21 protein-coding genes and 1 pseudogene are annotated in these 21,809 nt (G+C 71.5%); 11 read left to right on the forward strand and 11 right to left on the reverse strand.

Annotated features, from left to right (window positions below):
• Nucleotides 1-147: 147 nt before the first annotated feature.
• Complete coding sequence (locus RBJ77_RS13150; protein WP_372345169.1) at nucleotides 148-954, forward strand: HAD family hydrolase; 807 nt, start codon at nucleotides 148-150, stop codon at nucleotides 952-954.
• 112 nt (nucleotides 955-1,066) lie between these two features.
• Here the strand turns inward: RBJ77_RS13150 and RBJ77_RS13155 are convergent, their stop codons facing one another.
• Nucleotides 1,067-3,073: a CocE/NonD family hydrolase gene (locus tag RBJ77_RS13155; protein WP_372345170.1), complete on the reverse strand. Its 2,007-nt coding sequence runs from the start codon at nucleotides 3,071-3,073 to the stop codon at nucleotides 1,067-1,069.
• A 9-nt stretch (nucleotides 3,074-3,082) separates the two neighbouring features.
• The gene (locus RBJ77_RS13160) at nucleotides 3,083-4,585 is read right to left on the reverse strand and encodes a peptide MFS transporter (protein ID WP_372345171.1); all 1,503 of its coding nucleotides are present in this window, start codon (nucleotides 4,583-4,585) and stop codon (nucleotides 3,083-3,085) included.
• Between the two features lie 215 nt (nucleotides 4,586-4,800).
• Between RBJ77_RS13160 and RBJ77_RS13165 the strand changes: the two genes are divergently transcribed.
• Nucleotides 4,801-5,811, forward strand: a complete 1,011-nt coding sequence (locus RBJ77_RS13165; RefSeq protein ID WP_255974824.1) for a polyprenyl synthetase family protein — start codon at nucleotides 4,801-4,803, stop codon at nucleotides 5,809-5,811.
• A 103-nt stretch (nucleotides 5,812-5,914) separates the two neighbouring features.
• On the opposite strand, the gene RBJ77_RS13170 is transcribed toward RBJ77_RS13165, so the two are convergent.
• Nucleotides 5,915-6,415 (reverse strand): hypothetical protein, encoded by a 501-nt coding sequence (locus RBJ77_RS13170; RefSeq protein WP_372345172.1) that lies wholly within the window; start codon nucleotides 6,413-6,415, stop codon nucleotides 5,915-5,917.
• A 208-nt stretch (nucleotides 6,416-6,623) separates the two neighbouring features.
• Between RBJ77_RS13170 and RBJ77_RS13175 the strand changes: the two genes are divergently transcribed.
• The 4 genes from RBJ77_RS13175 (at nucleotide 6,624) to RBJ77_RS13190 (ending at nucleotide 10,991) form a co-directional block, all read left to right on the forward strand.
• A complete protein-coding gene (locus RBJ77_RS13175; RefSeq protein ID WP_372345173.1) occupies nucleotides 6,624-7,631 on the forward strand; it encodes a CHRD domain-containing protein in 1,008 nt (335 codons plus the stop codon).
• Between the two features lie 249 nt (nucleotides 7,632-7,880).
• The gene (locus tag RBJ77_RS13180) at nucleotides 7,881-9,089 is read left to right on the forward strand and encodes an outer membrane lipoprotein carrier protein LolA (protein ID WP_372345174.1); all 1,209 of its coding nucleotides are present in this window, start codon (nucleotides 7,881-7,883) and stop codon (nucleotides 9,087-9,089) included.
• Nucleotides 9,090-9,184: 95 nt separating this feature from the next.
• Nucleotides 9,185-10,123: an ABC transporter ATP-binding protein gene (locus RBJ77_RS13185; protein ID WP_372345175.1), complete on the forward strand. Its 939-nt coding sequence runs from the start codon at nucleotides 9,185-9,187 to the stop codon at nucleotides 10,121-10,123.
• A complete protein-coding gene (locus tag RBJ77_RS13190; protein ID WP_372345176.1) occupies nucleotides 10,110-10,991 on the forward strand; it encodes an ABC transporter permease in 882 nt (293 codons plus the stop codon). Before RBJ77_RS13185 ends, RBJ77_RS13190 begins: the two co-directional genes overlap by 14 nt.
• Here RBJ77_RS13190 and RBJ77_RS13195 read toward each other — a convergent pair whose 3' ends face one another.
• From RBJ77_RS13195 to RBJ77_RS13205, 3 genes are all read right to left on the reverse strand, one after another.
• Nucleotides 10,992-11,591, reverse strand: coding sequence for a flavodoxin family protein (locus tag RBJ77_RS13195; protein ID WP_372345177.1), 600 nt, complete (start codon nucleotides 11,589-11,591; stop codon nucleotides 10,992-10,994). It lies immediately after the preceding gene.
• 450 nt (nucleotides 11,592-12,041) lie between these two features.
• On the reverse strand, nucleotides 12,042-13,007 hold the full coding sequence (locus tag RBJ77_RS13200) for a M28 family metallopeptidase (RefSeq protein WP_372345178.1): 966 nt from the start codon (nucleotides 13,005-13,007) through the stop codon (nucleotides 12,042-12,044).
• A 207-nt stretch (nucleotides 13,008-13,214) separates the two neighbouring features.
• Nucleotides 13,215-14,129: a LysR family transcriptional regulator gene (locus RBJ77_RS13205; protein WP_372345179.1), complete on the reverse strand. Its 915-nt coding sequence runs from the start codon at nucleotides 14,127-14,129 to the stop codon at nucleotides 13,215-13,217.
• Nucleotides 14,130-14,257: 128 nt separating this feature from the next.
• On the opposite strand from RBJ77_RS13205, the gene RBJ77_RS13210 reads away from it, so the two are divergent.
• Nucleotides 14,258-15,112 (forward strand): oxidoreductase, encoded by an 855-nt coding sequence (locus RBJ77_RS13210; protein ID WP_372345180.1) that lies wholly within the window; start codon nucleotides 14,258-14,260, stop codon nucleotides 15,110-15,112.
• 18 nt (nucleotides 15,113-15,130) lie between these two features.
• Here the strand turns inward: RBJ77_RS13210 and RBJ77_RS13215 are convergent, their stop codons facing one another.
• Both RBJ77_RS13215 and RBJ77_RS13220 read right to left on the reverse strand, forming a co-directional pair.
• The gene (locus RBJ77_RS13215) at nucleotides 15,131-15,580 is read right to left on the reverse strand and encodes a VOC family protein (RefSeq protein ID WP_372345181.1); all 450 of its coding nucleotides are present in this window, start codon (nucleotides 15,578-15,580) and stop codon (nucleotides 15,131-15,133) included.
• 19 nt (nucleotides 15,581-15,599) lie between these two features.
• Nucleotides 15,600-16,055 (reverse strand): winged helix-turn-helix transcriptional regulator, encoded by a 456-nt coding sequence (locus RBJ77_RS13220; RefSeq protein ID WP_372345182.1) that lies wholly within the window; start codon nucleotides 16,053-16,055, stop codon nucleotides 15,600-15,602.
• Nucleotides 16,056-16,156: 101 nt separating this feature from the next.
• On the opposite strand from RBJ77_RS13220, the gene RBJ77_RS13225 reads away from it, so the two are divergent.
• Nucleotides 16,157-17,650, forward strand: a complete 1,494-nt coding sequence (locus RBJ77_RS13225) for an MFS transporter (RefSeq protein WP_372345183.1) — start codon at nucleotides 16,157-16,159, stop codon at nucleotides 17,648-17,650.
• On the opposite strand, the gene rarD is transcribed toward RBJ77_RS13225, so the two are convergent.
• Both rarD and RBJ77_RS13235 read right to left on the reverse strand, forming a co-directional pair.
• On the reverse strand, nucleotides 17,629-18,549 hold the full coding sequence (gene rarD, locus RBJ77_RS13230; protein WP_372345187.1) for an EamA family transporter RarD: 921 nt from the start codon (nucleotides 18,547-18,549) through the stop codon (nucleotides 17,629-17,631). The two genes, RBJ77_RS13225 and rarD, sit on opposite strands and share 22 nt — an antisense overlap.
• Nucleotides 18,550-18,738: 189 nt before the next feature.
• Nucleotides 18,739-19,596 (reverse strand): SDR family oxidoreductase, encoded by an 858-nt coding sequence (locus tag RBJ77_RS13235; protein WP_372345184.1) that lies wholly within the window; start codon nucleotides 19,594-19,596, stop codon nucleotides 18,739-18,741.
• A 92-nt stretch (nucleotides 19,597-19,688) separates the two neighbouring features.
• Between RBJ77_RS13235 and RBJ77_RS13240 the strand changes: the two genes are divergently transcribed.
• The 3 genes from RBJ77_RS13240 to RBJ77_RS13250 all read left to right on the forward strand — a co-directional run bounded on the left by RBJ77_RS13240 (nucleotide 19,689) and on the right by RBJ77_RS13250 (nucleotide 21,195).
• The gene (locus RBJ77_RS13240; RefSeq protein WP_255982526.1) at nucleotides 19,689-20,087 is read left to right on the forward strand and encodes a helix-turn-helix domain-containing protein; all 399 of its coding nucleotides are present in this window, start codon (nucleotides 19,689-19,691) and stop codon (nucleotides 20,085-20,087) included.
• Nucleotides 20,088-20,219: 132 nt separating this feature from the next.
• Nucleotides 20,220-20,753 (forward strand): DUF6082 family protein, encoded by a 534-nt coding sequence (locus tag RBJ77_RS13245; protein WP_372345185.1) that lies wholly within the window; start codon nucleotides 20,220-20,222, stop codon nucleotides 20,751-20,753.
• A gap of 184 nt (nucleotides 20,754-20,937) precedes the next feature.
• Nucleotides 20,938-21,195 carry a hypothetical protein gene (locus tag RBJ77_RS13250; RefSeq protein ID WP_372345186.1) on the forward strand — a complete coding sequence of 86 codons (258 nt, stop codon included), beginning with the start codon at nucleotides 20,938-20,940 and terminating at the stop codon, nucleotides 21,193-21,195.
• 65 nt (nucleotides 21,196-21,260) lie between these two features.
• Here the strand turns inward: RBJ77_RS13250 and RBJ77_RS13255 are convergent.
• A pseudogene (locus tag RBJ77_RS13255) lies at nucleotides 21,261-21,809 on the reverse strand (2-oxoacid:ferredoxin oxidoreductase subunit beta); the annotation flags it as partial.

Genomic DNA, 21,809 nt, shown 5'->3' on the forward strand with positions numbered 1-21,809 from the left:
TGTCCGGGGCGCCCCGGGCCCTCGGCGCGGGCGCGCGCCGAGGGCCCGGGGGCCGGGATGGATCCCGGGCGCGTCCATTACCACACCAACCCCATGCGGCCGGTAGTCGACGGGTCGTTGGGGCTGCTGGTCCGTATTCTTCGGATCATGGCCGCACCCGCATATGCACTCATCGCCACTGACCTGGACGGAACGCTGCTGCGCAGCGACGACACCGTCTCGGACCGGACCCGCGCAGCCCTGGCCGCAGCCACCGCCGCAGGGGCCCGGCACATCGTGGTGACGGGCCGCCCCGCACCGCGGGTGAAGCCGCTCCTCGACGATCTGGGGGAGGGTGGGCTCGCGGTGTGCGCACAGGGCGCGCAGTTGTACGACGCGGCGCACGACCGGCTCCTGTGGTCCCTCACCCTCGACCGTGAACTGGCCGAGCAGGCGATCGGGAAGATCGAGGCGGAGGTCGGTCAGTTGTACGCGGCCGTCGACCAGGACGGCGTGGAGGGCCTCACCCTCATCGAGCCCGGCTACCTGATGCCGCACCCCACGCTCCCCGCCGTCCGGGTGCACCGCCGCGCGGAACTGTGGGCGCAGCCGATCAGCAAGGTGCTGCTGCGTCATCCCACCCTGAACGACGACGAGTTGGCGGCGGTCGCCCGGGCTGCGGTCGGCCCGCTGGCCACCGTCACGATGTCGGGCCCCGGCACCGTCGAGCTTCAGCCACGCGGCGTGACCAAGGCGACGGGCCTGGAACTGGCCGCGGACCGCCTCGGCGCGGGCCCCGCCGACACGATCGCCTTCGGCGACATGCCGAACGACGTGCCGATGTTCGGGTGGGCGGCCCACGGGGTGGCGATGGCGAACGCACATCCTGAGCTGAAGGCGCTCGCCGATGAGGTGACCTCGTCGAACGAGGAGGACGGGGTGGCGGTGGTGTTGGAGCGGGTGTTCGGGGGCTGATCGGGTGCTGATCGGGTGCGTGGGGGAGTGTGGACCGGTGGGGCTTCTCGCGCAGTTCCCCGCGCCCTGAAAGGCCCGCGTCGATGCGCGGCCTTCAAGGGGCAGGGGCCCGCTAGCCCGCCGTCCGCGGAATCCTCTCCTCCCACGTCCGATGAAAGACGACCTCGCCGCCGTCCCGGCACACCACCTCACTAGAGGTCACGAACTCCCGCTCCGTGCAGGAGATTTCGGAGCGGGTCTCCACCGTCGCGTCCCAGGCCAGCTCCGGGCGGTGCAGGCGGATCGACCAGTCGGAGCGGGTGCGGGCCGAGAGGGGGTCGGACTCGTCGATGACGTACGTCTCCAGTGCGTCCTCGGTGAACTCCAGGCCGTCGGGGTACACCCGCGTCCCGCCGTAGCGCGGGTCGACCTCCAGTTTCCACTCGCCCTTGGCGACGTCCCGTACGACGAGGCGCTCGGGGCGCTCCTCCTCCAGGGAGGCGGGGTACACGACCCCCAGGGGCTCTGACTGCTCCGGTCTGCCGAACGTGATGGCCGGGCCCAAGTTCCCGCTGCGCAAAGGGAGTTCGAGGACGCTGCCGACCGGGGCGAGGGTGAATCCGGCCTCCGAGCCGGGCTGTGGCCAGATCCACGGCCAGTACGCGGACGACACCGCGAGGCGGATCCGGTGGCCGGCCGGGAAGGCGTGGCCGATGCCGTTCAGTTCGAAGGTGACGTCCTCCGAAGTGCCGGGCACCCAGGGCACGTTGGCCGCCCGGCCGTGCCGCGAGGAGAGGTTCAGGACGCCCCGGGTGACCAGCGTGGACGAGCCGTCCGGCGCCACGTCGCACAGCCGCGCCACGACCTGGCCGCGCGGCACCCCACAAGTGAGCCGGAGCGTCACCTTGGGGCGGCCCAGCACCCGTACCTCCTCCGGCACTTCGAACTCGAAGCACGCCGACTTCGCGTCCTCGTCCCGCTGGTCCGGCGGCAGGTCGCCGTCGTTGCCGAACGGGAAGAAGCGGCCCGCGTCCAGGCCCGTGTGCTGGGGGGAGCGCACGACCACCGGGGCGCCCTGGAGGGCGTAGGCGACGGGCGTGACGTTCGGGGACGGCCAGGACGGGTCGCCGACCCAGCGGCCGGGCAGCTCCTCGTAGACCGTCGCCGGCGGGTGCGAGTCGCTGATCCAGGAGCGCAGCTTGGGCTCCGCCATGACGCCCGTGTCCTCGTCCTTGAGCCAGTGGTCCCACCAGCGCAGCGTCTCCTGGAGGAAGCCGATCGCCGGGCCGGGCGGGAGACCGCGGTCCGGGTACTGGTGCGACCAGGGGCCGATGATGCCCCGCATCTGTGCGTCCGGGAGATGCTCGGCCAGCCTCAGCACCGTGTCCCGGTACGGGTCGTGCCAGCCGCCCACCGCGAGTACGCCCGCCGTGATCGCCGAGTAGTCCTCGCAGACGCTGCCGTGCCGCCAGTAGTCGTCGCGGGTCTGGTGCTTCAGCCAGGTGTGGATGAACGGGTCGACCGCCTCCAGGCGCCGCGTCCACATCTCCTTCCAGCGCTCGCCGACGAACTGCGGGTCCGGCGGGCGGGAGACGAACGCCAGCATCGTCGCCGCCCACGCGTGCATGTCCACCGCGAGGACGGAACCACCCATGTAGTGCACGTCGTTGTCATAGCGGTCGTCCGTCGAGCAGACCGTGACGATCGCCTTGAGCGGCTCGGGTGCGAGGGCCGCGATCTGGAGGGAGTTGAAACCGCCCCAGGAGATGCCGAACATGCCGACCTTGCCGGACGACCAGGGCTGCGCGGCGAGCCAGTTCACCACCTCCACCCCGTCCGCGAGCTCCTGCGCGTCGTACTCGTCGCCGGGCAGGCCCTCGGAGTTGCCGTGCCCGCGCACGTCGACGCGGACGGAGGCGTAGCCGTGGCCCGCGTACCAGGGGTGGCGCTGCCAGTCGCGCGGCGCCGTCCAGTCGGAGAGCCGGTAGGGGAGGTATTCGAGGAGCACGGGGACGGGTTCGTCGGTCACCGGGCGCCAGACGCGGGCGAAGAGCGTCGTCCCGTCCGAGAGGGGTACGCGGATGTCCTCGCGCGTGGTCCCGTACGGGAACTCGGTCCGGATCTTGGGAGTCGTCGTCATGGAGGTACCTCAGTGAACGGGGCGCATGGTGCGGCGCAGCCACGGCGCCAGGGCGATCACGGCGACACCGACGGCGACGGCGATCGCGCCGTTGACGCCGAAGTACGCGGGGTTGGAGACCTCGCCGTAGAGCTTCACGGTCTGGGCCTGGATGCCGTTGGCGAGGGCGAGCGACAGGAACCAGAGCGACATGGTCTGGCTGGCGAAGGCCTTCGGGGCGAGCTTGGTCGTCGCCGACATGCCCGAGGTCTCGACGAGGATGTCGCCGAGCCCGAGCAGCAGGTACGAGCCGACGATCCACCAGACGGCCATCTTGTACGTGTCGTCGCTGTGCCCGGACGTCGGCAGGACCATCAGCAGGAACGACAGACCGCCCAGGATCACGCCGATCGCGATCTTGTTGGAGGCGTGCGGCTGGCGCGGGCCCATCCGTGCCCACAGCGCGGCGACGACGGGGGCGAGCGCGACCTCGAAGGCGCCGAGCGCGGAGGCGTACCAGCCGGCCGGGAAGTGGAAGCCGAAGATGGTCGTCTCGGCGTTCGTCGAGGCCAGCAGGATCATCGTCGAGTAGGCCTGGAAGAGGATGAAGTTGAAGGCGACGGACGCGACGAACAGGACCAGGTACGGGCGCAGCCGGCCGCGTTCCTCGGCCGTCACGCGCGGGCTGCGGAACATCACCGCGAAGTAGACGACCGGCGCGATCACCGAGATGACGGTGAGGCAGTCGACGAACCGGTCCATCGTCAGCCAGCCGACCGAGGCCAGGAGCACGGCGAGCGCCGCCACCACGACCGCGCCGACGATCATCAGCCGCACCGCCCGGCGCAGCCCCTCCGGCGGCAGCGCGTACTCGGCGGAGTGCTTGCGTCCGGCCAGGTGACGCCTGCCGGTGACGTACTGGATCAGACCGAACGTCATGCCGATCGCGGCCGCGGAGAAGCCCCAGTGCCAGCCCTTGTGGTCACCGAGCCACGCGGTGATCAGCGGGCCGGCGAACGCGCCGATGTTGATGCCCATGTAGTAGAGCGCGAAGCCGGCGTCGCGGCGCTCGTCGTCGGTGCGGTAGAGCTTGCCGACCATGGAGGCCACGTTCGGCTTGAGGAGGCCCGTGCCCGCGCTGATGAGTCCCAGACCCACCCACGTCATCGTGGCCGTCGGCACGGCCATCGAGTAGTGGCCGCAGGCGATCAGGATGCCGCCCCACAGGACCGCGCGGTACGAGCCGAGGATCCGGTCGGCGAGCCAGCCGCCGGCCACGGAGACCAGGTAGACGAGCGTTCCGTACGCCGCCGAGACGGATGCGGCGGTGCCGGGGTCCATGCCCATGCCGCCGTGTGCGACGGTGTCGGCGAAGTACAGGACGAGAATGGCCTGCATGCCGAGGAACGAGAAGCGTTCCCAGACCTCCAGGCCGGAGAGCGTCAGCAGGCCACGGGGCTGCCCGAAGAAGGCCGTGTCGTCTCCCGGCGGCGGCTGGGCCCCCGGATCCGTGTCGGTCGCGGTACGGGACAAAGTGCGTACTCCCGGTCGTATTGGCTGATCAAGAACATACCGGGGGTGTCCGGGAGCCGCCCGGTCTGGGGTGTCCGGGCAGGCGCCCCCTGTGATCGAAACGCGACCGGATACGCTGACTTGAGTGATGGCAGCGACACATCGACAAACCGTGTCATCGACCGAATGATCGACCGAGTTCGCCATGTGATCGTCAGCAGACAGGAGACCCACTCGTGACCGTCGTCGGGACTTTCGGTCTTAGCGTGCGGGACCAGGCTCTCGAAGCCGATGTCCAGGCCGGTTTGGCGGCCGTCGAGGAGGGACTGCTCGAAGCCACGAAGAGCGAGGTTCCCTTCATCACGGAGGCCGCCCAGCACTTGGTGCGGGCCGGTGGCAAGCGCTTCAGGCCGCTTCTCGTGACGCTCGCCGCGCAGTTCGGCGATCCGTACGCGCCGGGCATCGTGCCCTCCGCCGTCGTCGTCGAGCTCACCCACCTCGCGACGCTGTACCACGACGACGTGATGGACGAGGCGGACGTGCGCCGCGGGGTGCCGAGCGCCAACCAGCGCTGGGGCAACTCCGTCGCGGTCCTCACCGGCGACTTCCTCTTCGCCCGTGCCTCGCACATCCTCGCCGACCTCGGCCCGGACGCCGTGCGCATCCAGGCGGAGGCGTTCGAGCGCCTCGTCACCGGCCAGATCCTGGAGACGGCGGGCCCGGCCGACGGCCGCGACCCCGTCGACCACTACCTCGACGTACTCAGCGGCAAGACCGGCTCGCTCATCGCCGTGGCCTGCCGGTTCGGCGCCATGATGTCCGGCGCCGACGAGACCGTCGTCGACGTCCTGACCCAGTACGGGGAGCGGCTCGGCGTCGCCTTCCAGCTGGCCGACGACGTCCTCGACATCGCCTCCGACTCGCACGAGTCCGGCAAGACCCCGGGCACCGACCTGCGCGAGGGCATCCCCACGCTGCCGGTGCTGCGGCTGCGCGAGCGCGCGGCACGGCTCGGGCTGCCGGAGGACCAGGCGCTCGTGGAGCTCCTCGACTCCGACCTCGCGGACGACGCGCGGCTCGCCGAGGCGATCTCCCGGCTGCGCGCCCACCCGGCGCTGGAGCAGGCCCGCCGCGACACGGTCCGCTACGCCGAGGAGGCGCGTGCCGCCCTGTCCCCGCTCCAGGAGTGCGAGGCGAAGGCGGCACTGGTGGAGCTGTGCGACGCGGTGGTCCACCGGGCCGGCTGAGCGGTTGCTCGCGCCCCGTCAGGGGCGCGGGGAACCGCGCGGCCCGCTCCCACCGGCGGTCAGCCGGGGAACGGCCGCGGGGCCCTGCCCCGGACCCCGCTCCTCAATCGCCGGAGGGGCTTGATCCGGCTTTGCCCCCGGAGGGCGTCGCCGCGAACCACGTCCCGTCGACCCCCTGCCCGTACGCCTCCCGGGGCTCGTCGTCCTCGGCGTACCGGTACAGCGGCCACCCGGCGAGGGTGAGCTGGGTGGAGCCGTCCGTGCGCTTCACGGTCGACACGAGGTTCCGGTCGACGCCCTTGACGGTGATGTCGCCGGACGCCTTCGCCGGCGGCCAGAGCTTGGCGCAGGCCTCGTAGCACGTCACCTTCGTGGGCTTGGCCGCGTCCGCGTCGAACCGGTACAGGACGTAGCCGTCCCGGTCGGTGACGACGGTGCCGGAGACCTTCTCGGCCCGGGCGGCGACGAGCGTGGCGCCGCCGCTCGCCCCGGCCCCGCCCTTCTCGCCGCTGTCACCGCCGTTGTCGCCGCAGCCGGCGAGCGTGAGCGCGACCACCGCGAGACCGGCCGCGGTGAAACCACTGAGACACCTGATGGCGAGCATGGCGACCCCCTAGTCCGTGCCTGCTGCTGCCACCCTCAGGTACGGATTCCGGGGTCGTTTTCCACGGACGGCCCAATGGTGTGACGCAGCTCACAGCATTGGATTGAGTCCAGGATCGGATCAGTTCCGTACTGCACCCCGGAAGCCGGCGCAGGGGGCGCCGGCCCGTGCAGGGGGAGAACCGAACATGGGCAACACGGGCACACGCATGCGCACACGCAGCCGGGTCATCGCCTGCGGCGTCGTCGCGGCGGCCGCCACCGCCGCCGCGCTGACCGTCCCGCCGGCCCTGGCGGCCCAGCGCCACCATGGTGGTGACGACGGCGACGGCGGCCGGGGGACCGTCCTCGCCGCGAGCCTGAACGGCGCCAACGAGGTCCCGGTCCAGGGCGGGCCGGCGGTCGGCGACCAGGACGGCGCGGCCCTGGAGTTCGTGAAGGTCGAGGGGGCCAAGGTGTCCGTCGCCGTGAAGTGGCGGGGCACCGGCCGGCCGACCATGCTCCACATCCACGAGGGCGCCAAGGGCACGAACGGCGGCGTGAAGATCGACTTCGGCCCGCTCCTCAAGGACGCGAACCCCAAGGACGCGAACCCCAAGGACGCGAACCCCAAGGACACCAACCTCAAGGGAATCAAGCACCACAGCAGCCTCACCGGCACCGTCACCGTCAAGGACAGTGCCCTGCTGGGCCGGCTGAAGGCGGATCCGGGTGCGTTCTACGCCAATCTGCACACGGCCGAGTTCCCCGGTGGAGCCGTCCGCGGCCAGCTCCACCGGGTGACGACACCCTTCGGCTTCGGGGACGCGCTCGACAGCTTCCAGGCGTCCGTCGTGCGCGGCCGGCAGATCTACGAGTGCAAGAAGGACCCGGCCACCGGCGCGTTCGCCTTCGCGCAGCGGGACGTCAGGGCCGTGCTCGGCGGGCGGATCGCGCACTCCTTCACCGCGCCGAACTCGGGGACGCCGCAGTGGGTCGCGCCCGACCGCAGCGCCGTCACCGGAGCCGTCATCGGCAAGACGCCGAACGGCGACGGGAACATCCCCGAGCTGGACCTGAAGGCGACGCAGTCGGGCGAGCGGCACGGCCTGCTGGCCGGCACCGCGGAGATCCTCCGCCTCAACACCGTGGGCGGCGTGGCCCCTTCCGGCAGCTGCGCCGCGGGCGACCTCGCGGCCGTGCCCTACCGGGCGGACTACGTGTTCGTGCAGCGCTGACCGAGCGGACGACCGGCGGCGTCTCCCCTACGGGTCGGGGGAGGCGCCGCCGCCGTGTGTCATCCCGTAGGAGTACGCGGAGTTGATCCCGGGGTCTGACGCTTCCGCATGGCCGGTTTGGTCAGATTGGGTACACCACTCCTTACCAATTCGGGTGAGAATGGCGGCTCGGGGTGGACGCATTTCATGAGCAGGGACGAGTGCACAGGACGGTAAGCCGCCGCCGATCACGGAGGTAGGGCAACAGACATGGCACCGTACGAATCCGAAGACAGCCAGAGCCAGGGCACCGGCCGCCGGAAGGCGGTCCGGTACGCGGTCCCGGTGGCCGTGGTGGGGGTGGCCGCGGCGACGATCGGGCTCGTCCCGGCACTCGCCGACTCCGGCGACCCGGACCTCCCGAAGGTCACGGCCCAGGAACTCATCGAGAAGATCGCCACGTCGGACACCGAGCGGCTGTCCGGCACCGTGAAGATCCACACGGATCTGGGTCTGCCCTCGCTGGGCGGCGCCGCCGTCGGCGGCTTCACCGGTGGAGGCGGCGGCGGGGAGAAGGGCGACGGATCGTCCGCCGACCCCAGGACGAAGCTGACCGAGCTCGCCACCGGGGAGCACACGCTGCGCGTCGCGGCGGACGGCCCCGACCGGCAGAAGCTGTCGGTCCTGGACGACGCCGCCGAGTACAGCGTGATCCACAACGGCGCGGACGTGTGGGCCTACGACAGCGCGTCGAACGAGGCGTACCACGCGAAGGACACCCAGGCGACCGGTGACCGGGCGAAGAAGAAGACGCCCGAGCAGCTGCCCGCCACGCCCAAGCAGCTCACGGACGAGATCCTCAAGGCGTCCGCCGACACCACGTCGATCACCGTCGACGGCACGGCGCAGGTGGCGGGCCGGGACGCGTACCGGCTGCAGATCAAGCCCAAGCAGTCCGGGTCCACGGTCGGCGCGATCACGGTGTCCGTGGACGCGAAGACCGGTACGCCGCTGAAGTTCACGCTGACCCCGGCGAGCGGCGGCGCCGCCGTCGTCGACGCGGGCTTCACCAGCGTCGACTTCGGCAAGCCGGCCGCATCCACCTTCGACTTCAAGCCGTCGAAGGGCACGAAGGTCACCGAGGCCGACGAGCTGACCACGCAGGACCGCGAGAAGGCCGTGCCGCAGGGCGCCGACCAGCTCGACGGGCTGAACGTGATCGGCGAGGGCTGGACCTCGATCGCCGAGCTGAAGCTGCCGAAGGAAGCGGGCGGCATGGCGTCCGGCGCCGCGTCCGGCGAGCTGCCGGCCGACGCGCAGAAGTTCCTGAGCTCCCTGGGCGACCAGGTGAAGGGCGACTTCGGCACGGGCACGGTGTACTCGACCCGGCTGGTGAACGTACTGATCACCCAGGACGGGAAGGCGTACGCCGGAGCGGTCACCAAGGACGCCCTGGTGAAGGCGGCCGACGCGGGCTGAGTCCGGGCGAGCACGGTCGAAGGGTGAGGGGGCGGTGCGCACCGCCCCCTCGTCCGTTGGTGAAACCCTGTAGCTAATCCGTACTGGGGAGGGGCATGGCGACGGTCATCGAGACCAGAGAGCTCACCAAGCGGTACCGCGGCGGTCAGCTCGCGGTGGACCGGCTCAGTCTCACCGTCCCCGAGGGGGCGGTCTTCGGCTTCCTCGGGCCGAACGGGTCGGGCAAGACGACCACCATCCGCATGCTGATGGGACTGATCGAGCCGACGTCGGGCGCCGCCGAGGTGCTCGGCCGCCCGATGCCCCGGGCGACGCGCGCCGTGCTGCCGCAGGTCGGCGCGCTCATCGAGGGGCCGGCCCTGTACGGGTTCCTGTCCGGCCGCGACAATCTGCTGCGCTACGACTCGGCGGACCCCACCGCCGACCCGCGCACCCGCAAGGCGCGGGTCGAGCAGGCGCTGGAGCGGGTGGGTCTGCGGGCCGCCGCGGGCAAGAAGGCGAAGGCGTACTCGCTCGGCATGAAGCAGCGCCTCGGTCTCGCCGCGGCCCTGCTCCAGCCGCGCCGGCTGCTCGTCCTGGACGAGCCGACGAACGGCCTCGACCCGCAGGGCATGCGCGAGATCAGGACCCTGGTGAGGGAGTTGGCGGGCGACGGGACCACCGTCTTCCTCTCCTCGCACCTCCTCGACGAGATCGAGCAGGTCTGCTCGCACGCGGCGGTGATGGCGCAGGGCCGGCTGATCACCCAGGGCCCCGTCGCCGAACTCGCCGCGGGCGCACGGGGAAAGCTCGTCGTGACCACACCGGACATCACGGACGCGAGCCGCGTCCTGAAGGAGTGCGGCATCGCGGTCCTGACGACGGACGGCGACCGGATCACGGCCGAACCCCCGCCCCCCGAGATGGACTTGGCGGCGCTGAACGCGGCGCTGGTCACCGTGGGCGTACGGGTACGCGGCTTCGGCGTGGAGCGGGCCTCCCTGGAGGACGCGTTCGTCGCCCTGACGGGAGAGGGATTCGATGTCGCAGGCTGAAGCGCTCGCCGCGCCCCGGGTGAAGGCGGTGTGGACCCTCGGGCTGCTGCGCAGCGAACTGTCCACCACGTTCCGCCGCTGGCGCACCCTCGCCCTGCTCGCGGTCCTGACCGGCGTACCGATCCTGATCGGCGTGGCGGTGAAGATCGAGACGAGCGACGGCTCGACGATCGGCGGGGGAGGGCCGGAGGGCGGCGGACCCGCCTTCATCGCGCAGATCACGAACAACGGCCTGTTCCTCGTCTTCACCTCGCTCGCCGCGACGCTCCCGTTCTTCCTGCCGATGGCCGTCGGCGTCATCGCGGGCGACGCGGTGGCGGGCGAGGCGAACGCGGGGACGCTCCGCTATCTGCTGGTCGCCCCGGCGGGCCGCACCCGGCTGCTGCTCACCAAGTACGCGACGACGATGACGTTCTGCGTCGTCGCGACCCTGGTCGTCGCCGTCTCGGCGCTGGTCACCGGCGCGGTCCTCTTCCCGCTCGGTGACGTGGTCACCATCTCCGGCACGCGGATCGGCTTCGCCGAAGGGCTGTGGCGGGCCTTCCTCATCGCGCTGGTGGTCGCGGCGTCCCTGATCGGCATCGCCGCGCTCGGCCTGTTCGTCTCGACGCTCACCAACAGCGGCATCGCGGCGATGGCCACCACGGTCGGCCTGCTCATCACGGTCCAGATCCTCGACCAGATCCCCCAACTGCACGCCGTCCAGCCGTACTTCTTCTCGCACCACTGGCTGTCCTTCGCCGACCTGATGCGCGAACCGGTCTACTGGGACGACCTCACGAAGAACCTCCAGTTGCAGGCGCTGTACGCGGCGGTGTTCGGCTCGGCGGCCTGGGCCCGCTTCACGGCCAAGGACATCACGGCGTAACTACGCGGCGTCCTCGGTCTCGTACGCGAACCGGGCGAGCGGCGCGTCCTGCGCGAAGAACGTCTTGGCGCGGGTCAGCGCCGTCTCGTCCGTGAGCACGTCGCCCGGCTTGCTGCCGTTGCCGAGGAGTACGCCGCCGAAGCGCATGCCCATGTAGGCGGCGGAGTTGTGCAGCGTGCCGATCAGCGGGTCGGCGACCACGAACTCCTCGTGCGCGAGCGCGGTGACGCCCCACAGGGTGCGCCCGGCCAGCGTCTTCTTGAAGTCGACGCCGGGGGTGCGCAGCCAGCCCGACCAGTAGTCCAGGTAGCGCTTGGCGGGGGCGGAGACGGAGTACCAGTACAGCGGCGAGGCGATGACGATGTCGGTCGCCTCCAGTGTGGCGTCCAGCAGCAGCGCCACGTCGTCCCCCTGCGGGCGGACGTGGTCGCTGTCGTGCCGCAGGTCCGCGAACTCGGGGAGGGGGTGCTCCGCGAGGTCGATCCACCGTTGCCCCACGTCGGCCGGCAGCTGTTCGGCCGCCTTGCGGGCGAGGATCTCCGTGTTGCCGTGGGGGCGGCTGCTGCCGAGTACGAAGAGGAAGTTGCGGTGGGTGGGCATGGGTCCCCCAGGGGTGCGGTACGGGTATGTACTTGCGCGTGCAGTATATGCATGCGCAAGTACTTGGGGGAAGGGTATCTGGGGTTGTGGGGCGGGCGCGGCTCCGGTGGGGCTTCTCGCGCAGTTCCCCGCGCCCCTGAGCGTCTGCCGGGTGGCGGCCGGTTCTTCGAGCGCGGGTCTCGTCGTGGTTGCCCGCGCAGTTCCCCGCGCCCCTGAGGTGCGCACTTCGTGCGCTACCTCAGAGGCGCACCCCGTGGGGGAAGGTGCGGCGAAGCCGCAGGCCTTCAGGGGCGCGGGGAACTGCGCGAGAAGCCCCACCGGCCGGCAGTCGAGGTCGGGTTTTCAGGGGCGCGGGGAACTGCGCGAAAAGCCCCACCGGCCCGCAGCCGAAGTCAGACTCTCAGGGGCGCGGGGAACTGCGCGAGCAACCCCCGCGCACCCGCAGCCGCGCTACTGCGTGGCCAGACCCCACAAGGCGTAAGCGATCGCATCCGCGTTGCGATCCAGCGCCGTCGTGTTCACGTTCGACGTGGTGTCGCACGACGAGTGGTAGCAGGGATCGAACCGCTTCCCCGCCGTCCCGCCCCACTTCTGCGCCTGCGCCGCCGTCTTCGTGTAGTCCGCACCGCTGAACAGCCCGCCGACCGGTATCCCCGCGCTCTTGAACGGGGCGTGGTCGGACCGGCCGTCGCCCTCGGTCTCGATCTCCGTGGGGATGCCGAGCCCCGTGTAGTACTCCTGGAAGATCTTCTCCAGCGCGGGATCGTCGTCGTACACGAAGTAGCCGGGGTTCGGCGAGCCGATCATGTCGAAGTTCAGATAGGCGTCGATCTTCGACCGGTCGCCGGTGGCGAGGGAGTTGACGTAGTTGCGGGAGCCGACCATGCCCAGCTCCTCGGCGCCCCACCAGGCGAACCGCAGGTGCTTCGCGGGCTTGAGCTGCGTTCGCGAGACGGCGAGCGCGTTCTCCAGGACCGCGGCGGAGCCGGAGCCGTTGTCGTTGATGCCGGGGCCCGCGGTGACGCTGTCGAGGTGGGCGCCGGCCATGACGACCTGGGTCTCGTCGCCGCCGGGCCAGTCGGCGATCAGGTTGTACCCGGTGCGGCCGCCGGAGGTGAACTGCCGTACGGAGGTGGTGAATCCGGCCGCGTCCAGCTTGGCCTTCACGTAGTCGAGGGAGGCCTTGTAGCCGGGCCGGCCGTGGGCGCGGTTGCCGCCGTTGGCCGTGGCGATGGACTGGAACTGGGCGAGGTGCGCGCTCACGTTGGCCACCGGTATGTCGGGCGCGGCGGCAGCGGCGACGGGGGCGGCGGCGACCGGGGCGGGCGCCGCGCTCGCGGTCCCGGCGGCGACGAGACCGGCGACGGTGAGCAGCGCGGCGCTCGCGAGGCGCACACGGGTCGGGTGCAGGGGCATGTGGGGGGCTCCTGATTCCTCGGTGGTGCACTGGGCGTACGGGGATTCGAGCTGCCCGATGGTCCGGCGTGGCTGACGAAGGGTCAAGAGCCGATTCCGGTCAGGGGTGTTCGGATTCCGGAGCCCGCGCCCCTGAAGTCGTACGACGGTGAACCATCCGGCGGCGGACGTGTCCGGAAGAACCCCGCCCGCCGGAGCCCCGCCCGGTCAGGCCTCCGCGACCCCCACCGCCCGCGCCGCGGTCAGGTACGCGCGGACCAGGGCCCGCTCGTCGTCGCGGCGTGCCGCCACCGCGAGCCGGGACGGCGTGATGCCCCTGACCGGCACCGCGGTCACCTCGTCGCGGACGATCAGCGGAGCGTTCCCGGTGGCGAGCAGCACCACGCCCTGGCCGTTGGCGACCGCCTCGTGCGTCTCCTCGGCGCTGGCCACCACCCCCCCGATCCGTGGCGCGCGCCCCTCCCGTGCGTCCAGGGCGAGCCAGTAGTCCCGCAGCGGCCCCGCCTCCGGCGGCAGCGCGAGGAACGGCTCGTCGGCGAGGTCGGAGAAGTCGACCGCGCCCTCCGGGTCCGCGGCGGCCCGCGCCGTCAGCGGGTGCCCCGGCGGCAGCGCCACGAGCCGCGGCTCGCTCGCCACCACCACGGTCCGGTAGCGCTCGCCGTCCGGCAGCGGCAGCCAGACGAAGGCGACATCGGTCGATCCGTCGGCCAGCCCCGCGGTCGGATCGGCCCAGTTGACCTGGTGCAGGACGGGCCGGGCGGCCGGGTGGCCGGACATCAGCCGGGTCCGCAGCGCGGGCAGCAGACCGCGGCCGGGGCTCGTGGACATGCCGACCACCAGGGTGTCCCGCTCGGCGGCCCGCGCCTCCTCCACCGCCGTCTCCGCGGCCTGCCAGGCGGCCAGCACCCCACGGGCGTGCGGCAGCAGCGCCTCGCCCACCGCCGTCAGCCGCACCGACCGCCGGTCCCGGACGAACAGCTCGGCGCCGAGCTGCTTCTCCAGCATCCGGATCTGCTTGCTCAGCGCGGGCTGGGAGACGTACAGCCGCTCGGCGGCCCGCGTGAAGTTCAACTCGTCGGCGACCGCGGTGAAGTAGCGCAGATCGCGCCCGTGAACATCCATAACTCATGGCTATCACAAGGGGACTTGGACGCGGACGGGCCCGCGGAAGAAGGATGGGGACCACAGACGAACCGCCAACGGGGAAGCCCCGCACGGCAGTTGACGACAGTGACGAGGGAGACCGGAACATGAGCGTGAACACGAACGGCGACGCCAAGGTCTGGCTGGTCACCGGCGCGAGCAGCGGGTTCGGGCGGGCCATCGCCGAGGCCGCCGTCGCCGCCGGCGACACGGTGATCGGCACGGCCCGCAGGGCCGAGGGCCTCGCCGACCTGGTCGCCGCGCACCCCGACCGGATCGAGGCGATCGCCCTGGACGTCACCGACGGCGAGCGGATCGACGCGGTGGCCGCCGACGTCCTGTCCCGCTACGGCCGGGTCGACGTCCTCGTGAACAACGCGGGCCGCACCCAGGTCGGCGCCTTCGAGGAGACCACCGACGCGGAGCTCCGCGACCTGTTCGAGGTGCACGTCTTCGGCCCGGCACGGCTGACCCGGGCGCTGCTGCCGCAGATGCGGGAGCGCGGCAGCGGCTCGATCGTGAACATGAGCAGCTTCGGCGGCCAGCTGTCCTTCGCCGGCTTCTCCGCGTACAGCGCGACGAAGGCCGCCCTGGAGCAGCTCTCCGAGGGGCTCGCCGACGAGGTGGCGCCGTTCGGCATCAAGGTCCTGATCGTGGAGCCGGGCGCCTTCCGCACGAACCTGTTCGCCAAGGACGCGGCCTACTTCTCCGACGAGCACCCGGCGTACGCGGAGAAGGTCGGTGCCACCCGGCAGATGGTGCGGGGCGCCGGCGGCGAGCAGCCCGGCGACCCGGCGAAGGCCGCCGCGGCGATCCGCCTCGCCCTGGCCGCCGACGACACCCCGCTGCGGCTGCCCCTCGGCGGCGACGCGGTGGACTTCCTCGCCGGTCACCTCGACGCGGTCAGGGCCGAGCTGACCGCCTGGGAGAAGGTCTCCCGCGGCACCGACTTCGACGCCTAGAGGTCCCGCGGGACCCGGTCACTGCACGTCGAACTCGTTCCCCTCGGGGTCGGCCATCGTCACCCACTCGCCACCCTGCTCCTTGACCGTGCTCAGCACCCGCGCGCCGAGGCCGACCAGCCGGTCGGCCTCGGCCGCCCGGCGTTCGGGGCCCGCGTGGATGTCGAGGTGCAGCCGGTTCTTGCCGGTCTTGGCGTCCGGCACGCGCTGGAAGAGGATCCGGCGGCCGAGCCCGCTCCCGGTCTGCTCGTCCACCGGGTCGTCGGGGTGCCGCACGGCGATGAGGTCCCGGAAGGCCTTGCGCCCCCGGAACTCCACGGTCTCGTCCTCGCGCACCGCCCCGAACCCGAGCAGCCGCTCGACGAGGGCGGCGTTGTCCTCGATCTCGTAGCCGAGCGCGGCGGCCCAGAACTCGGCCTGCGCATGCGGGTCGTGGGCGTCCATGACGAGCTTCCAGTCAAAGGTCATGGGCCCTTTATAGGTCGGTTCAGGCCTCCGCGTGCTCGGATTCGGCGGTCCGCGCGTCGTACGCCACCCGGGCCGCCGCGATCTCGCTCTGATGCGACTCGGTCCACGTCACCAGGGACTGGATCGTGCGGTGCAACGTGCCGCCCAGCGCGGTCAGTTCGTAGTCGACGCGCGGCGGCACCACCGGGTGCACGGTCCGCTTCACCAGCCCGTCGCGCTCCAGCTGCCGGAGCGTGACGGTGAGCATCCGCTGGCTGATCCCGTCGATCTCGCGGCGCAGCTCCATGAAGCGCAGGCACCGCGTGTCGAGCAGCGCGATCACCAGCAGCGACCACTTGTCGGCGATCCGGTCCAGGATCTGCCGCACCTCGCAGTCCTCGCGGGTGTCCCACTGGAAGGGGTCGGCGTCGCCGTAGTCCTTGTCGGAGCCGGTATTCGCGCAGTAACCAGGTGACTTAGAAGTGCCTTCTTCCATGCCTGTCGATGCTGCCGCAGGATTCCAGTGGTTACAAGAGGGAACCGACCCTCACTCCGGTAACCACCCCTGTCGGCAGGCGACTTGAGGAGACACCCGTCATGACCGCACTCCACGGAACCCGCGCCTGGGCCCTGCTGCTCGTCCTGTGCAGCACGATCTTCCTCGAAGGCATCGACGTGGCCATGCTGGCCGTGGCGGTGCCCTCGATCAGATCCGATCTGGAACTCAGTACGGGCGCGGCGTCCTGGGTGATGAGCGCCTACGTGCTCGGCTACGCGGGCTTCACGCTCCTGGGCGGCCGCGCCGCCGACCTGCTCGGCCGCCGCCGGATGTTCCTCACCTGGCTCACCGTCTTCCTGCTCTTCTCCGGGCTCGGCGGCTTCGCCACGGCCGAGTGGATGCTGGTCGTGGCCCGGTTCGTGACCGGGGTGGCGGCGGCGTTCATGACCCCGGCCGCGCTCTCCCTGATCACCACCTCGTACGAGGAGGGGCCGCGCCGCAACCAGGCGCTGCTGGTCTTCGCGGGGACGGCGGCGGGCGGCTTCTCGCTCGGCCTGGTCATCGGCGGCGTGCTCACCGAACTGGGCTGGCGCTGGGTCTTCTTCGCCCCGGTCCTGCTCTCCGCGGCCATCCTCGTGGCGGCGCTGCGGCTGATCCCGCGGCAGAGCGCCCCGGCCCGCACCGGGGCCGGCTTCGACGTCCCGGGCGCGCTCACGGCGGCCGGCGCGATGCTGCTGCTCGCCTTCGGCGTCGTACGCCTGGAGCACGGCCTGGACGGCTGGTGGCTGACGCTGGGCGCGGTGGCGGCGGGGCTGCTCCTGCTGGCGGTGTTCGTCGCCGTCGAACGGCGCGGGAAGACGCCCCTGGTCCGCCTCGGCATCCTCCGCAACAGGGCCACGGTCCGCGCCGACCTCGGCGCCCTGCTCTTCGTCGGCGCCTTCTTCGGCTTCCAGTTCGTGCTGACCCTGTACCTCCAGGAGCTGCGCGGCTGGTCCTCGCTCCAGACGGCGATCGCGCTGATCGTGATGGGCTGCGACGCGGTCCTCGCCCCGACCCTGACGCCCCGCCTCGTGAACCGCTTCGGCAACGTCCGCGTCGCCTTCGGCGGCTTCCTCCTGGCGGTCCTCGCCTACGGCCTGTTCCTGCCGGTCGGCCTGGACTGGACGTACGCGGCGATGTTCCCGACCCTGATCCTCGCGGGCACCGCCTTCGCCCTCGCGTACGGCCCCCTGACCATCGCGGCGACGGACGGCGTGGCCGAACACGAGCAGGGCCTGGCGAGCGGCCTGCTGAACACGGCGACCCAGTTCGGCTCGGCCCTCGGCATCTCGGCGGTGACGGCGGTGTACGGCCTGACCCTGACCGGCACGACACCGGAGGCGACCCTGTCGGCGTTCAGGTGGGCCCTGGCGGTCCCGGTGGCCATGGTGGTGACAGGCGCGCTGCTGCTGGGAGGAGGCCTGCGCAGGGGGCGCGGGGCGGTATCGATCAGCGGCTCCGCCGCGGAGCGCGAGCAACCCACCACAACCCGCACCCGCCGACGCGACCCGATCCCGGCAGACGCAGTGGCTCAGACGGCCGACTCCCGCTGAACCACTCCATCGACCCCGGCCTCCGCAGAAGGTGCGACGGCAATGGCTTCCGCTCGGGCCAGCCGAACCTTCCCGGCCCGAGCGGAGCGCAACGCGTCCCAGGTGAGGAGGACGAGCGCCACCCACACGAGCCCGAACCCGGCCCACCGCTCCGGCGGCATCTCCTCGTGGAAGTACACGATCCCGAGGACGAACTGGAAGACGGGCGCGAGGTACTGCAACAGCCCCAGCGTGGACAGCGGCACCCGGATCGCGGCGGCCCCGAAGCAGACCAGCGGAATGGCCGTCACGACACCGGTGGAGGCGAGCAGCGCGGCATGGCCGACGCCCTCGCCGCCGAAGGTCGACCGGCCCTGGGTGCCGAGCCAGATCAGATAGCCGAGCGCGGGCAGGAACTGCACGGCGGTCTCGGCGGCCAGCGACTCCAGGCCGCCGAGGTTCACCTTCTTCTTGACGAGCCCGTACGTCCCGAAGGAGAAGGCGAGGACCAGCGAGATCCACGGCGGCTGCCCGTACCCGACGGCGAGCACGAGGACCGCGAGCAGGCCGACGCCGACGGCCGTCCACTGCGCGGGCCGCAGCCGCTCGCCGAGCAGCAGCACGCCGAGCGCGATGGAGACGAGCGGGTTGATGAAGTAGCCGAGCGAGGCCTCCACCACGTGCCCGGCGTTCACCGACCAGATGTAGACGCCCCAGTTGACGGTGATGACGGCGGCGGCGACGACGACGAGACCGAGCCGCTTCGGCTGCCGCAGCAGCTCCCGGGCCCATCCCCACTTGCGGACGAAGAGCAGGGCGACGCCCACGACGGCCAGCGACCACACCATCCGGTGGGCCAGGATCTCCACCGAGCCGGCGGGCTTGAGCAGCGGCCAGAACAGCGGCACGAGCCCCCACATGCCGTAGGCCGCGAATCCGTTGAGGAGTCCGACGCGCCCGTCCTGCTTTTCCTTCTCGGCCAACGCCGTCCTCCTCCAGACACCCGGCAGCCCCGCGGCGGCCACCCATGAAGGTAGCGCCGCGGGGCAGTGCGTGTCATGCCCGTATCGCCATACGGTCCTGACGTCCTGACCTGCGACGTCGGCGGGCTACTTCAGGGCGTCGGCGACGGCCTCGGCGACCGGTGTGGTGGGGCGCCCGATGAGCCGCGCCAGATCCCCGTTCCGACGGGCGAGCAGGCCCTGCTCGATGGCGGTGTCGACGCCCACGAGGATGTCGGCGAACGGGGCGGGCAGCCCGGCGCCGAGCAGCACCTCCCGGTTCTCCGCGGGCGTCACGGCGCGGTAGACGACGTCCTTGCCGGACCGCTTCGCGACCTCGGCGGCGTACTCGGCGAGCGACCAGGCGTCGTCGCCGCTCAGCTCGTACGCCTTGTTCTCGTGGCCCTCGCCGGTCAGCACGGCGACGGCCGCCGCGGCGAAGTCGGCGCGCGAGGCGGAGGCGATCCGGCCCTCGCCCGCGGACGCCACGACGGCGCCGTGCTCCAGGACGGCGGCGAGGTTCTGCGTGTAGTTCTCGTGGTACCACCCGTTGCGCAGGAACGTGTACGGCAGGCCCGAGTCCAGGACCGCCTGCTCGGTGACCTTGTGCTCGTCGGCCAGCGCGAAGTCGGCGTCGGGCCCGCCCAGCACCCCGGTGTACGCGAGGGAGGCCACGCCGGCGGCCTTCGCGGCGTCGATCACGGCCCGGTGCTGGGGGACGCGCTGCCCGACCTCGCTGCCGGAGATCAGCAGCACCCGGTCGCCGGACCGGAAGGCGTCCGTGAGCGTGGCGGGCGCGCTGTAGTCGGCGATGCGCAGTTCGACGCCACGCTCGGCGAAGTCCGCGGCCTTCTCCTTGTCGCGCACGACGGCGGCGATCTCCCCGGCGGGCACGCCCGCGTCGAGCAGCCCTTCGACGACGAGACGGCCGAGCTGGCCGGTGGCTCCGGTGACGACGAGGCTCATGTCTGAAATCTCCTTCGGTGCGGTGTTTCCTTCCTCACCGTAAGGGGTGCACTGTGGATCCGTAAGTACCCACTTTGAAGTAAGGTACTTCCATGGCGGTAAGCAGGGTGAGGCAGTGGACGCTCGACAGTGCCGGCGGGCTCTGCCCGCAGCGGCTGGTCCTCGAACACGTCACGAGTCGCTGGGGCGTGCTCGTGCTGTTGGCGTTGCAGGAGCGCTCCTTCCGGTTCAGTGAGCTGCGCCGGGAGATCGGCGGGGTCAGCGAGAAGATGCTCACGCAGACGCTGCAGACCCTGGAGCGCGACGGCATGGTGCACCGCGACGCCAAGCCGGTGATCCCGCCGCGCGTCGACTACTCGCTCACCGAGCTGGGCCAGGAGGCCGCGGCGCAGGTCCGCTCGCTCGCCGAGTGGACGGAGCGGCGGCTGCCGGCGGTGGTCAGGGCGCGAGAGGCGTACGACGAGTCCCGGGCCCCCGGGTCGTCCTCCTGACGTAACTGGGCCTTCCGGCCCCGCTCCTGGGGCACTCGGTGCCGTTCGGCCCGGCATGCGCAGGGCCCTCGGGGGGCAGACGCTCCCTAGGGCGCCAACCCCGCTGCGCCGACCTGGGGGGTTTGCTTTGACATGGTCATACGGATAGTGCCGCCCCGGTGGGCGCGCTCCCGGTCCGACCGGAGTGCCGACCGCCTTCAGCGGGATCGGGACCTGGTCGACGTACTGGCACGTGAACTGACCGAACTGCGGCAGGAGATTCGTCGGGCCAACCTCATCCAGTACCACCGGCTGATCGCGGACCAGTTGGACCGGGCGATCGACGATCCGGACCTGGGAGCCGCGATGAGCACGCTCGACGGACTGTCCGAGCGCGAACGCCGGCAGATGCTGTTCAGCAACCGCGAGTACGCGGTGAGCGTCCTGGCCTACCGCGTCGGCATGTACGACTGGGACGAGCTGGTGGGGGCGTTACGGGTGCTCTGCCGCAACGCGGTCTTCGCCGCCTACTGGGCCCGGACGGTCGACCACAGGCGCAGCCTGCCCGCCGAGTCCCTGGAGGGGCGGGTCGGCAGGGCGGTGGACGGCGTGCTCGCCGAGCTCGCCGAGGATCCCGAGGAGTGGTGGGTCGTGGGTGGCCCGCCGGAGGGAGCGGAGCGCGAATGAGCTGATGTGCGCCCTGTGTGCGCCCTTATCCGCCCCTGGGCGGTGCGTGCAGGTCACGCCTTCGCTGCGGCCCTACAGACGAGTGGTTTCGGCCCTATTGGGTTCGTTGCCCGTGTCGAAATGGGGACCGTCTCGTTGGACCGGGATTTGGCCCGGACCGGGCAGCAGCAAAGGGGCAGTTCAGTTGAGCGAAGATCTCTCGACCGCGCGCATCACCCGCCGACTCGGAACAGCTCCTCAGCTGAGGGAGTGCACCAACGGTGAGACCTGTCCCGACCTCTTCGAGCTGAGCGACGGCAGCTTCGCCGTCATGGGTACCGAGGCCACGGCGGTGCTGGAGCCGTCGCTGCCCTCGGACGCCGGCCGGGCCGACTACGAGCGCATCGTGATCATCAGCAGAGAGACGCTGATCCGTGCCAAGAGGGACATCCCCGATGCGTGACCGGTGACACGAGAGCCCCGGGCGCAGCTCGTGTCCGGGGCTCTCGTGCGAAGCGGGTGGCGGGCTCAGCCCACGACCGTCCAGGTGTCGCCGCCCGCCAGCAGCGCGGCGAGGTCGCCCTTGCCGTTCTGCTCGATGGCGGCGTCGAGCTGGTCGGCCATCTGGGTGTCGTAGACGGGGCGTTCGACGTCGCGCAGGACGCCGATGGGGGTGTGGTGGAGGGTGTCGGGGTCGGCGAGGCGGGAGAGGGCGAAGGCCGTGGTCGGGGACGCGGCGTGCGCGTCGTGGACCAGGACGTCGGCCTTGTTGTCCTCGGTCACCGCGACGACCTTGAGGTCACCCGTGGCCGGGTCGCGCACGACGCCCTTCGAACCGCCCGCGCCGAACGTGATCGGCTGCCCGTGCTCCAGACGGATCACGGCCTCTTCGGCCTGCTGCTTGTCCTTGAGGACCTCGAAGGCGCCGTCGTTGAAGATGTTGCAGTTCTGGTAGATCTCCACCAGCGCCGTGCCCGGGTGGTCGGCCGCCTGCCGCAGCACCGAGGTGAGGTGCTTGCGGTCCGAGTCCACCGTCCGCGCCACGAACGACGCCTCCGCGCCGATCGCCAGGGACAC

It is taken from the genome of Streptomyces sp. KL116D, assembly GCF_030766975.1.
GTDB lineage: Bacteria > Actinomycetota > Actinomycetes > Streptomycetales > Streptomycetaceae > Streptomyces > Streptomyces longispororuber_A.

Coding starts and splice junctions, on each gene's coding strand:
- RBJ77_RS13150 (WP_372345169.1), top strand. CDS start 148: ATGGCCGCACCCGCATATGCACTCATCGCCACTGACCTGGACGGAACG.
- RBJ77_RS13155 (WP_372345170.1), bottom strand. CDS start 3,073: ATGACGACGACTCCCAAGATCCGGACCGAGTTCCCGTACGGGACCACG.
- RBJ77_RS13170 (WP_372345172.1), bottom strand. CDS start 6,415: ATGCTCGCCATCAGGTGTCTCAGTGGTTTCACCGCGGCCGGTCTCGCG.
- RBJ77_RS13175 (WP_372345173.1), top strand. CDS start 6,624: ATGCGCACACGCAGCCGGGTCATCGCCTGCGGCGTCGTCGCGGCGGCC.
- RBJ77_RS13180 (WP_372345174.1), top strand. CDS start 7,881: ATGGCACCGTACGAATCCGAAGACAGCCAGAGCCAGGGCACCGGCCGC.
- RBJ77_RS13185 (WP_372345175.1), top strand. CDS start 9,185: ATGGCGACGGTCATCGAGACCAGAGAGCTCACCAAGCGGTACCGCGGC.
- RBJ77_RS13190 (WP_372345176.1), top strand. CDS start 10,110: ATGTCGCAGGCTGAAGCGCTCGCCGCGCCCCGGGTGAAGGCGGTGTGG.
- RBJ77_RS13195 (WP_372345177.1), bottom strand. CDS start 11,591: ATGCCCACCCACCGCAACTTCCTCTTCGTACTCGGCAGCAGCCGCCCC.
- RBJ77_RS13200 (WP_372345178.1), bottom strand. CDS start 13,007: ATGCCCCTGCACCCGACCCGTGTGCGCCTCGCGAGCGCCGCGCTGCTC.
- RBJ77_RS13205 (WP_372345179.1), bottom strand. CDS start 14,129: ATGGATGTTCACGGGCGCGATCTGCGCTACTTCACCGCGGTCGCCGAC.
- RBJ77_RS13210 (WP_372345180.1), top strand. CDS start 14,258: ATGAGCGTGAACACGAACGGCGACGCCAAGGTCTGGCTGGTCACCGGC.
- RBJ77_RS13215 (WP_372345181.1), bottom strand. CDS start 15,580: ATGACCTTTGACTGGAAGCTCGTCATGGACGCCCACGACCCGCATGCG.
- RBJ77_RS13220 (WP_372345182.1), bottom strand. CDS start 16,055: ATGGAAGAAGGCACTTCTAAGTCACCTGGTTACTGCGCGAATACCGGC.
- RBJ77_RS13225 (WP_372345183.1), top strand. CDS start 16,157: ATGACCGCACTCCACGGAACCCGCGCCTGGGCCCTGCTGCTCGTCCTG.
- rarD (WP_372345187.1), bottom strand. CDS start 18,549: ATGTGGGGGCTCGTGCCGCTGTTCTGGCCGCTGCTCAAGCCCGCCGGC.
- RBJ77_RS13235 (WP_372345184.1), bottom strand. CDS start 19,596: ATGAGCCTCGTCGTCACCGGAGCCACCGGCCAGCTCGGCCGTCTCGTC.
- RBJ77_RS13240 (WP_255982526.1), top strand. CDS start 19,689: ATGGCGGTAAGCAGGGTGAGGCAGTGGACGCTCGACAGTGCCGGCGGG.
- RBJ77_RS13245 (WP_372345185.1), top strand. CDS start 20,220: ATGGTCATACGGATAGTGCCGCCCCGGTGGGCGCGCTCCCGGTCCGAC.